Consider the following 10,627-nt stretch of genomic DNA (forward strand, 5'->3'; position numbering starts at 1 on the left):
GGATTATAAGCTTTCTTATTGATATACTGGACTTTACGGAAAAAATCACTATAAGAAATGAGGAATTTATTCAGTATGGAATGGCGTAATATATATCGTGGATTTTGTATGGGCGTTAGTGATTTAATTCCTGGTGTGAGCGGCGGTACAATCGCTGTTGTGTTAGGGATTTATGAACAATTGCTTGCGGCAATTAGTGGATTCTTTAGTCGTGAATGGAAAAAACATTTAGGATTTTTAATTCCCCTTGCAGCTGGTGTGGCAGCAGCATTTTTAACGTTAAGTCACGTTATTAAATATTTACTTGCAAATCATTATGAACCGACTCAATTTTTCTTCCTCGGTTTAATTATTAGTATATTACCGATGTTAATGAGAGAAGCTGATGCAAAGTCATCGTTTAAAGGTAAGCACATTGTTTTATTAATAGTTGCAGCAATTCTTGTTGCGATTACAGCTTTCTTTAAACCAGATAAGGCAGCAGATCCAATTACGACGTTAACAATTTTAAATGCAATTGGTTTATTTTTCGCAGGATGGATGGCTAGTATGGCCATGCTGCTTCCTGGGATTAGTGGATCGTTTATTTTATTAATTATTGGTGTGTATCCAACAGCAATTAACGCTTTAACTACACTTAATTTACCTTTAATCGTGGTTATCGGTGCTGGTGTTATGGTCGGATTTGTTGTAAGTAGTAAAGGCATTAGTTTTTTATTAGATCGTTATAAAAGTATGACATTTGCGGCAATTATTGGACTTGTAATCGGTTCGATTGTAATTGTGTTCCCTGGGATTCCGACTGGCGGATTTTCAATTATAAGTTCGATTATTACCTTTATTTTAGGATTTGCGATTGTTACTTATTTCGGTAAGAAATAAAGGCTTTAATCCCCTTGGCGATAAAAATCGTTAAGGGGATTTTTTATGCTATTCATTGAAAGTCTAAGCATTTACATTGCTTGTTATAGAAAGCTTTTTTAAAATTGTTGAGTAGCATATGCTTAACGAAAGAGGACTGGCTCCTTCGTTGTAGCAAACTGTTTTTGATAGTATAATGAAAGAAGTATGCAGTGAGGAATTTTACTGCAAGTAGCTGAGGTGAAGAAACATGCAAAGAGTGACAAACTGTGTGTTAATTAGAGATAATGAAGTACTCTTACTCCAAAAACCTCGCCGAAATTGGTGGGTTGCACCAGGCGGGAAAATGGAGCGTGGTGAGACTGTAAGAGATTCCGTTGTTCGCGAGTATCGTGAAGAAACAGGTATTTATTTGAAAAACCCAGCGTTAAAGGGGGTCTTCACCTTTGTCATCCAAGAAGGTGATAAAGTTGTTTCTGAATGGATGATGTTCTCCTTTTTAGCGACAGATTTTGCAGGAGAAAACAAACTAGAGAGCGAAGAAGGCATCATTGGTTGGCATACATTTGACAAAATTGATGATTTAGCAATGGCGCCAGGAGATTATCACATTATTGATTACTTAATTAAAGGAAATGGCATAATCTACGGTACATTTGTATATACCCCAGATTTTGAGTTGCTTTCATATCGATTAGATCCGAGTTAAACCGTCAAGGAGAGGATACGATGACAGAGAATAATGATATAAAAATGGTAATTATTACAGGGATGTCTGGAGCTGGAAAAACAGTAGCTTTACAAAGTTTTGAAGATTTAGGATATTTTTGTGTAGATAATTTGCCACCGATGTTATTGCCAAAGTTTATTGAACTTATGGCGGATTCAAAAGGGAAAATGAATAAAGTGGCACTTGGTATTGATTTACGTGGCCGCGAGTTTTTCGAACATTTATGGGGAGCGCTTGATGATTTATCAGAACGTACATGGATTATTCCTCATATTTTATTTTTAGATGCGAAAGATAGTACGCTTGTAACTCGTTATAAAGAAACGAGACGTTCGCATCCACTTGCACCAACTGGTTTGCCGTTAAAGGGAATCGAAGCAGAGCGCGATTTATTAACAGATATGAAGGCACGAGCGAATATTGTGCTTGATACATCGGATTTAAAACCGAAAGAATTACGTGAAAAAATTGTTCACTTGTTCTCAACAGAAACTGAGCAAGCATTTCGTGTAAATGTTATGTCATTTGGATTTAAGTACGGTATTCCAATTGATGCAGATTTAGTATTTGATGTTCGTTTTTTACCAAATCCATATTACATTCCACATATGAAGCCATTAACAGGACTAGATGAAGAAGTTTCTTCGTATGTACTGAAATTTAATGAGACACATAAGTTTTTAGAGAAGTTGACGGATCTGATTACTTTCATGTTGCCTCATTATAAAAGAGAAGGCAAAAGTCAACTTGTAATTGCAATTGGATGTACAGGTGGACAGCATCGTTCTGTTACGCTTACAGAATACCTTGGGAAACATTTGAAACCAGAGTATAGTGTTCATGTATCTCATCGTGATGTGGAGAAGAGAAAGGGCCATTAAGGGATGAAAAAAGAGAGAAAGCCTAAAATTGTTATCATGGGAGGCGGAACTGGACTCTCTGTTTTATTAAGAGGATTAAAGCAATATCCTGTTGATATTACAGCAGTTGTTACAATCGCTGATGATGGTGGCAGTTCAGGTAGATTACGTGATGAGCTAGAAATTCCACCTCCAGGTGACATCCGTAACGTACTTGTTGCGTTATCGGATGTAGAGCCACTGGTGGAAGCTTTATTTCAGCACCGTTTCACAACAGGGGACGGACTGAAAGGTCATGCGTTAGGAAATCTATTGTTGGCAGGTATGACCTCAATTACAGGAGACTTTTTCCATGCAATTACGGAAACAAGTAAAGTATTAAATGTCAGAGGACGTGTATTACCAGCAGCGAATCAAAGTGCGGTACTTCATGCGGAACTTGAAGATGGAGAAATTGTAACAGGCGAATCAAAGATTCCTTATTACGGAAAGAAGATTAATCGTGTCTTTTTAACTCCAGAAGATGTAGAGCCATTGCATGAAACGTTGGCTGAGATTAAACGAGCTGATTTACTCGTTTTCGGTCCAGGAAGTTTGTATACAAGTATATTACCCAACTTAGTTGTTAATAAAATTGGGGATGCTGTTCTTGCTGCAAAGGCGAATAAGGTGTATGTATGTAACGTTATGACACAAGCGGGTGAAACGATGGGATATACTGCTTTTGATCATGTGCAGGCGTTACACGATCATTTAGGGCAACCATTTATCAATACTGCAATTGTAAATAACCGTGATATTCCTTGTGAATTACGTAAGTTATATGAGGAAGAAATGTCTACACCAGTTGTAGTGGATGAAGAACGTTTTGCTGAAAATAATATTGATGTCATTCAAGGTGGATTAGCGAAGTATGATGATCGTGTTGTAAGGCATGATACGTTAAAGTTAGCTTCGATTTTATATTCATTGTTATAAATATGCGTTGCCTCGTTTGAGGTAGCGCTCCTCATTCATATAGGACAAGAATTTTGTTCCATAATAATCGTATAAGGAGGTGTTGACTGTGTCATTTGCATCAGAAACAAAGAAAGAGCTGACGAACCTTGAAATGAAGGAATGCTGTGAAAAAGCTGAATTATCAGCGTTACTTCGAATGAATGGATCGCTTTCTTTTTCAAACCGTCGTCTATCTATTGATATTCAAACAGAAAATGCGGCAATTGCAAGAAGAATTTATACGCTTTTGAAAAAGGGATATGACGTAACGGTAGAATTGCTTGTTCGTAAAAAAATGCGATTGAAGAAAAATAATGTATATATCGTAAGGCTTGTTGAGAAGTCTCGCGAAATATTAGCCGATCTTCATATCGTGCGAGATGACTTTTCATTTATTCGAAATATATCACAAGAATTGATTGAGAAGAAGTGTTGTAAACGATCGTATTTACGCGGTGCATTTTTAGCAGGTGGTTCAGTAAATAACCCAGAAACATCATCTTATCATTTAGAGATCTTTTCGTTATATAAGGAACATAATGATGCTATATGTGAACTGATGAACGGATTTGATTTAAATAGTAAGACGCTGGAAAGAAGAAAAGGGTACATTACGTATTTGAAAGAAGCGGAGAAAATTACGGAATTTTTAAATATTATTGGTGCTCATAATGCGCTTTTAAGATTTGAAGATATTAGAATCGTACGTGATATGCGTAATTCCGTAAATCGTTTAGTGAACTGCGAAACAGCTAATTTAAATAAAACAATTGGTGCAGCGCTAAGGCAAATTGAAAATATCCGCTATATTGATGAGACGGTTGGTCTTGATATATTGCCAGATAAACTACGAGAAATTGCGCAGCTACGAAGAGATTATCAAGATGTAACATTGAAAGAGTTAGGTGAGATGGTATCCGGGGGGAAAATTAGTAAATCGGGTATTAATCATCGTTTGCGTAAAATCGATGAAATTGCAGAGAAATTACGCGCGGGGGAAACGGTAGCAAAAAAATAAGAGGTTAAAGGGGAAATGGAGCTGTGGTTCAAAAACGAGTTCAGGTTTCATTAAAAAACGGTTTACAAGCACGTCCGGCTGCGTTGTTTGTACAAGAGGCAAATCGCTTTCATGCAGATATCTTCATTGAGAAAGATGGAAAGACAGTAAATGCAAAGAGCATAATGGGGATTATGAGCTTGGCAATTGGAACTGGTAGCATGATAACAATTACAACAGAAGGTTCAGATGCAGAAGAGGCTTTAGAAGCATTAGCTGCATATGTACAATAAAGAGCTATCGCGTATATGCGATAGTTTTTTTGTTTTGTTGTTTGTGCGGATTAGCGGGGAGGGGTATTTAGCTGGTTTGTCCTTGTCGGAGATTGTCGGTAAATCGATATGTTGTGTCGAACCGTTGATATATTAAAAAAATCGTTGATATAATTTGAGTTTTGTTCGATATAATTGAAAAATCGTTGATATATTTAGAGGGATACTGGATGGGGTATACAGACGGAGGTATATGATAATAAAAAAGCGCCCAATTATAGGGCGCTTCCGCTTTAAATGTATCCAGCTCCAGCGGCTAGAATGGTCGGTGGCTTCGCTTCTTCCGCCGAGGTAAAAAGCACCTCTTTGTCAGAAGCTCCATCCTCCTCCCATTCTGAACGAGCCGCTTCCGCTTTAAATTAATTAACGATTTGTAAAGATCTTATCGATTAAACCGTATTCTAAAGCTTTTTCTGCTGTCATGAAGTTGTCGCGGTCTGTGTCGCGTTGTAGTACTTCAAGTGGTTGACCTGTGCGGTCAGCAAGAATTTGGTTTAGTTTTTCACGTAAGAATAGGATACGTTTTGCAGCGATTTCGATTTCAGTCGCTTGACCTTGTGCTCCACCAAGTGGTTGGTGAATCATTACTTCACTGTTTGGAAGTGCATAACGTTTTCCTTTTTCACCTGCTGCAAGTAAGAATGCACCCATAGATGCAGCCATACCGATACAGATTGTTGATACTTGTGGCTTAATAAACTGCATTGTATCGTAAATTGCCATACCTGCTGTGATAGAACCACCAGGGCTGTTGATGTAGATGTGAATATCTTTTTCTGGATCTTGAGATTCCAAGAATAAAAGCTGGGAAACGATTGAGTTAGCTACGTTGTCATCAATTGCACTACCAAGCATAATGATGCGGTCTTTTAATAGTCGAGAGTAAATATCGTAAGCGCGTTCTCCACGATTTGTTTGTTCAATTACTGTAGGAATTAAATTCATCTGTTATTTCCTCCTTCTAAAGCTTTCTTAGTCTTATAATACAATTATGGTCAATAAAGGTCAAACGAAACCACTTTAAATCAAAAAAATATGTAGTTGTACCATGAAATATTCGCTATGTTTTCGAAATTCCCTGCTTATGTATCTTCAACATCATAACCGAATTACATAAATTTAAACGTTATGAAAACTGGAGAAAAAGGAAAAGAACGCTTGTTAACTGAAGCGTTCTTTCGATAATTAGTCTTTTAAAAGATAGGTAACTCTATTTAAAATCTTTTCGATTTGTTTCGCGTTTTTACTATACATTTCGCTTGCTGATTTCGACTTTGTTTCTAGAGAAAATAGTTCAAGATCAGCATGACATTTTTTTAAAGATGCTAATAATAAAGGCTTATTTTGAGGAGAAGGCATTTGTAGTTTGTCATTGTAAATGTCGATAGTAAGTTGTCCGTATGAATCTACTTGACCGAGAAAAACATTTTCGATAACAACACCGAGCTTTTCTAGTTCAGAGTGTAGCCAAGCGCGGTTATGCCCGCTTGCTGAAAGTGGTTCATCTAGTACATTTCCATCCATAATAACAGTTTGTGGTTCTTTTTCATTTGGCACTTTTAAACCGAGATCTTTTGCAGTAAGTGGCTGAGAATCTTTCTTTAATAATACATTTAATTCTCCGCTCGGTTCTAAGACAGCAAATTCGACTTCAGCTATACTGAATGCACCATTTCCTCTAAGAAGCTCAAGTAACTCATCACTTGTATATTTTTCTTTCTTTAAATTATCCTCAAGTACTTTTCCATCTTTTATTAACACTGTAGATTTTCCTTCAAAGAAATCTCTAGCAGTTTTGTTTTTCAAGGAAAGAATTCCAACGAAAAAAGGTACGGAGGCGAAAATAAGTATTGCAAAGACACCGTGGAAAAACTTTTGATCAAGCCCTGTAGCTATTTGAGCAGCGATATCACCGATTGTCATTCCCGCTATGTATTCAAAAAAGGAAAGCTGAGAGATTTGCCTTTTTCCTAAGCACTTTGTAATAGTGAATAAAATAATTAATATGAATACAGAGCGAAGGATGACAAGTGTCCATTCCGGTAGGTGAGACATAGTCATTTCCTCCAGTCTACTTAAAACCCTTTATATTGAGGTTCTTCACGTTCTAATACTGAAACTCTATCCTGTAAATCAGCGATGACACTGTCCATTTCTAACATACATTCATGAAATACGCGTTTAGCTTCATCGTCTGTAGAATTTAGTGAAAGGGAACTTAAGCTTGCTTGAGCGCCTCTTACACTAGCAAGGCAAGTTTTTACGCTAGCGATAACAGTCATATAAACACCTCTTATCCTTTCGGTTTAAATAACAATGCTCCAATGAAGCCGAAAATAATAGCTGCTGATACACCGGCGCTCGTTACTTTAAACATGCCGGTAATAACGCCAACGATGCCATGTTTTGCAGCTTCTTCCATTGCGCCATGAACGAGGGCATTACCAAAGCTTGTAATAGGTACAGTTGCCCCGGCTCCAGCGAAATCAATTAATGGCTCATACAAATTAAATCCATCTAATATAGCTCCAGCAACAACGAGTGTTGCCATTGTATGAGCGGGTGTTAGTTTGCCGACATCAAACATAAGTTGGCCGATTACACATATGAGTCCGCCAATGACGAAAGCCCAGAAAAAAATCATTGCGTTGCACCTCCAAATTCAATCGAAACGGCATGAGCGATACACGGAATCGTTTCTTCTTGTTGGAATGTAAGTGGAGATAGTAAAGCGCCTGTCGCAACGACAAGTATTTTTTTGAACTCTCCTCTTTTCATTCGGTTTAATAAATGACCGTACACGACTGTTGCGGAACATCCAGGCCCGCTAGCACCAGCTATGACAGGTTGTCCTTCTCTATAAATGATAATTCCGCAATCTTGAAATTGTTCGCTCGTTACTTTCGTTCCGTGTTTATGTAGTAAGTCATAAGCAATTTCGCGTCCTACATGTCCGAGATCGCCTGTTACGATTAAATCGTAGTAAGAGGCATCAATTTGGCGTTCACGTAAATGGGCCTCAATTGTATCAACTGCAGCTGGAGCCATTGCGCCTCCCATATTAAACGGATCCGTTAATCCCATATCAACCACTCGTCCGATTGTTGCAGAGGTTACCCTTGGACCGTGTCCAGTATCGCTTAAAATAGCGGCTCCTGCTCCGGTTACTGTCCACTGTGCAGTAGGCGGCTTTTGTCCACCGTATTCGGTAGGGTAGCGGAATTGTTTTTCTACAGCAGTATTATGGCTTGAAGCTCCAGTTAATAAATATTTTGCACCTTTTGCATTTACGATACTTGCCCCAAGTGCTAAACCTTCCATAGAAGTAGAACAAGCTCCGAATAATCCGAGATAAGGAGTGCCCAATGTGCGGCAAGCAAAGCTTGTAGGGGTAATTTGATTAATTAAATCTCCTGCGAGTACAAATTGAATATCATCTTTACGAAGTTCTGCTTTTTCAGTAGCGCGACTACAAGCTTCTTCGAATAAAATTTTATGTGCTTTTTCATAGGAATCTTGCCCGAGCCATAAATCTTCATGAAGGATATCGAAGTCTTCTGGGATGTTTCCCTTTGCTTCAAATGGTCCACCGACAACCCCTGTTGAGATAATGACTGGTTTGTTTTCAAATACCCACGTTCGGTGTCCTTGTAACATTTATAGCCCTCCCCATTGAACGAGAATCGTTTTAATAAGTGCGATGACAAAAGCCGAAAATACACCAAATAAAATAACAGAACCCGCTAGTTTAAACATATTGCCGCCAACGCCAAGGACAAATCCTTCCGTTCGATGCTCAATACATGCGGCAATAACAGAGTTACCAAATCCAGTAACAGGTACAGCTGTACCAGCACCAGCAAACTGTCCAAAACGATCGTATATACCAAATCCAGTTAGTAACATAGAAATGAAAATAAGAGTTGCGACTGTCGGATTTCCTGCTGAGCGTTCAGTGAAATCAAAATATGTGATATAAAAAGTAGAAATGAGTTGACCGATGAAGCAAATAAAACCACCGACGAAAAAGGCTTTTATACAATTTTTTAAGACAGGTCGTTTCGGTTCGCGTTCTTGTTCGAATTTTTTATACTCCTGTTGTACAGGGGTTAAGTTTTTATCTTTACTAGACATTGCAATCCTTCCTTTTCTTTTAAAAAGCGTTAAGTGTTAGACTCCATTTTTTTACCAATGAATTTTAATTGTTTATTAATTTCATCTTTAGATACTTCTTTTTCCTTAATTTTTCTTTCGAGTTTTTCGAGTAACATAAAGATTTTTTTATCTGTACTGACACGAACATCGAAAGTAGGATGCTCATCACTTAGCTGCTTTTGAAGCTTTTTACGAAGAGGTTTTAATCCAAACCTTTCGTGATGCTCAGGTGTAACTGCTATGTAGAGATCTAAATTTGAATTCACTGCTGTGCTTTTTATAATTTCATCCATAGCGAGAGCTCTTTTCTTCGCTCCTTGTGATATAGATTGATTAAAGGATTCCGTACTCGTCTTTGTTAACTTTGGACCTTTTTCTTTCTCCGTTCGTTTTGCTTCTTCTTTCACTTTTTTATCTAAAGGACTATTATCACATCCAGTAAAAGAGCTAAATAGAAGTGCAAATAATGCGGTTATGAGACCGAGTTTTCGCATAATTATCATTCCATTTCTATTGCAATATGTAATGTGATAGAAAAAGGATGACTGCATATCATCCTTTTTCTATTTCACAGCAAGACGGATTCGTTATTGCTGTGAGTATTGTGGTTCTTCCTGTTGGACTTCTTCAACACGTGGGTTTAAAGAATCGATAATCGTTTGTGTTTGCTGCGCAGCTGTTTGAAAAAGTTGCTTAGCTTGTTGGTTATCCGTATCAAGAGCGAATCCCTCTAAGCTAGCTTGTGCACTTTTTAATCCAGAAACAGTTTGCTTTAGTTTCGTAATTACAGTCATTGAATGAAGCCCCCTTTGGAATATCAATTCATAGGTTATAATTTGTGAGTTGGGGAGAATTTATGATTGGAAAATTTAGGGGTGGAATAGATTTTATATGCTTTTAGCTAAGATGTATAAGGTATTACGGGGATATTTTTATTGATTTAGATGGATTTTATTGCTATTATTATGAGAAGAAAATGAAGTGTTTTCTATAATCATGCGCCCATAGCTCAGTCGGATAGAGCGGTGGTTTCCGGTACCACGTCTGCCGGGGGTTCGAATCCCTCTGGGCGCGTTATATAAACTTTAATATTATTTTGTGCAGAAGCCCTTTGTGTGGTAAGTAAAAATACCACGTGCAAAGGGCTTTTTTGATGTTATTGTTAGCCTATTATTGTTTATTTACTGTTGAATCCGGAGCTGAAATTCCTAACTTACATTTTGTAGGTTAGGAATTTTTTATTTTAAAAATGTTAAAAATATGCAATTTTGCGAAGTTACCTAAAAACTTTGAATATTGTAAATTTATAACTGTAGAGAACAACAAACAAACAAATAAATAGAAAAACAAAAGGAGGAATGAAATGGTTAAGAAATTCAAATTTACAAAAGAGGAATTAGTAGAAGCATGGAAAGATCCACAAGTAAGAGAAAAATTAAAAGATTTACCGAACCATCCATCAGGAAAAGCGTTAAATGAATTAAGCGAAGAAGAACTAGCGGAAATTCAAGGGGCATCAGATGTACAACCAGAAACAACACCACTTTGTGTGGGAGTAATTATAGGATTAACAACGTCAATTAAGATTTGTAAATAAAAATAAAAAACAAAATGAGAGGATGAATGAAATGTCAAAAGGCTACAAGTTTACAAAAGAAGAGTTAGTAGAGGCGTGGAAAGATCCACAAGTAAG

The 10,627-nt window shown here is 37.3% G+C and carries 15 protein-coding genes and 1 tRNA gene; 8 read left to right on the forward strand and 8 right to left on the reverse strand.

Translation table 11 applies throughout. From position 1 onward, the window contains the following. Positions 1 to 75: 75 nt before the first annotated feature. From CN409_RS04565 to CN409_RS04590, 6 genes are all read left to right on the forward strand, one after another. Positions 76 to 882 carry a DUF368 domain-containing protein gene (locus CN409_RS04565; protein WP_000455196.1) on the forward strand — a complete coding sequence of 269 codons (807 nt, stop codon included), beginning with the start codon at positions 76 to 78 and terminating at the stop codon, positions 880 to 882. Between the two features lie 229 nt (positions 883 to 1,111). Then, positions 1,112 to 1,570 carry an NUDIX hydrolase gene (locus tag CN409_RS04570; RefSeq protein ID WP_001190080.1) on the forward strand — a complete coding sequence of 153 codons (459 nt, stop codon included), beginning with the start codon at positions 1,112 to 1,114 and terminating at the stop codon, positions 1,568 to 1,570. A gap of 20 nt (positions 1,571 to 1,590) precedes the next feature. Beyond that, positions 1,591 to 2,472, forward strand: a complete 882-nt coding sequence (gene rapZ, locus CN409_RS04575) for an RNase adapter RapZ (RefSeq protein ID WP_000138458.1) — start codon at positions 1,591 to 1,593, stop codon at positions 2,470 to 2,472. Between the two features lie 3 nt (positions 2,473 to 2,475). After that, the gene (locus tag CN409_RS04580) at positions 2,476 to 3,429 is read left to right on the forward strand and encodes a gluconeogenesis factor YvcK family protein (protein WP_000712190.1); all 954 of its coding nucleotides are present in this window, start codon (positions 2,476 to 2,478) and stop codon (positions 3,427 to 3,429) included. An 88-nt stretch (positions 3,430 to 3,517) separates the two neighbouring features. Then, positions 3,518 to 4,468: a DNA-binding protein WhiA gene (gene whiA / locus CN409_RS04585; RefSeq protein ID WP_000006563.1), complete on the forward strand. Its 951-nt coding sequence runs from the start codon at positions 3,518 to 3,520 to the stop codon at positions 4,466 to 4,468. A gap of 23 nt (positions 4,469 to 4,491) precedes the next feature. Further along, positions 4,492 to 4,740, forward strand: coding sequence for an HPr family phosphocarrier protein (locus CN409_RS04590; RefSeq protein ID WP_000250307.1), 249 nt, complete (start codon positions 4,492 to 4,494; stop codon positions 4,738 to 4,740). A gap of 402 nt (positions 4,741 to 5,142) precedes the next feature. Here CN409_RS04590 and clpP read toward each other — a convergent pair whose 3' ends face one another. From clpP to CN409_RS04630, 8 genes are all read right to left on the reverse strand, one after another. After that, complete coding sequence (clpP, locus tag CN409_RS04595; protein WP_001049162.1) at positions 5,143 to 5,724, reverse strand: ATP-dependent Clp endopeptidase proteolytic subunit ClpP; 582 nt, start codon at positions 5,722 to 5,724, stop codon at positions 5,143 to 5,145. A gap of 240 nt (positions 5,725 to 5,964) precedes the next feature. Then, entirely contained in the window at positions 5,965 to 6,834 is an 870-nt protein-coding gene (locus CN409_RS04600) for a DUF421 domain-containing protein (RefSeq protein WP_000018932.1), read from the reverse strand. A gap of 20 nt (positions 6,835 to 6,854) precedes the next feature. Next, positions 6,855 to 7,061: a DUF1657 domain-containing protein gene (locus CN409_RS04605; protein WP_000215916.1), complete on the reverse strand. Its 207-nt coding sequence runs from the start codon at positions 7,059 to 7,061 to the stop codon at positions 6,855 to 6,857. Between the two features lie 11 nt (positions 7,062 to 7,072). Then, positions 7,073 to 7,423, reverse strand: a complete 351-nt coding sequence (gene spoVAE, locus CN409_RS04610; protein WP_000575919.1) for a stage V sporulation protein AE — start codon at positions 7,421 to 7,423, stop codon at positions 7,073 to 7,075. Further along, positions 7,420 to 8,436 (reverse strand): stage V sporulation protein AD, encoded by a 1,017-nt coding sequence (spoVAD, locus tag CN409_RS04615; RefSeq protein ID WP_000938972.1) that lies wholly within the window; start codon positions 8,434 to 8,436, stop codon positions 7,420 to 7,422. The genes spoVAE and spoVAD overlap by 4 nt, the downstream gene beginning before the upstream one ends. Next, positions 8,437 to 8,913 (reverse strand): stage V sporulation protein AC, encoded by a 477-nt coding sequence (gene spoVAC, locus CN409_RS04620; protein WP_000095399.1) that lies wholly within the window; start codon positions 8,911 to 8,913, stop codon positions 8,437 to 8,439. Positions 8,914 to 8,942: 29 nt separating this feature from the next. After that, positions 8,943 to 9,428, reverse strand: coding sequence for a YhcN/YlaJ family sporulation lipoprotein (locus CN409_RS04625; RefSeq protein WP_001228545.1), 486 nt, complete (start codon positions 9,426 to 9,428; stop codon positions 8,943 to 8,945). 93 nt (positions 9,429 to 9,521) lie between these two features. After that, on the reverse strand, positions 9,522 to 9,728 hold the full coding sequence (locus CN409_RS04630) for a DUF1657 domain-containing protein (protein WP_000216166.1): 207 nt from the start codon (positions 9,726 to 9,728) through the stop codon (positions 9,522 to 9,524). Between the two features lie 204 nt (positions 9,729 to 9,932). On the opposite strand from CN409_RS04630, the gene CN409_RS04635 reads away from it, so the two are divergent. Continuing rightward, positions 9,933 to 10,008, forward strand: a tRNA-Arg gene (locus CN409_RS04635). 289 nt (positions 10,009 to 10,297) lie between these two features. After that, positions 10,298 to 10,531, forward strand: coding sequence for a mersacidin family lantibiotic (locus tag CN409_RS04640; protein WP_086391186.1), 234 nt, complete (start codon positions 10,298 to 10,300; stop codon positions 10,529 to 10,531). Positions 10,532 to 10,627 lie beyond the last annotated feature (96 nt).

Origin of the sequence: Bacillus sp. AFS012607, from assembly GCF_002558005.1 — a bacterium.
Classification (GTDB): domain Bacteria; phylum Bacillota; class Bacilli; order Bacillales; family Bacillaceae_G; genus Bacillus_A; species Bacillus_A thuringiensis_S.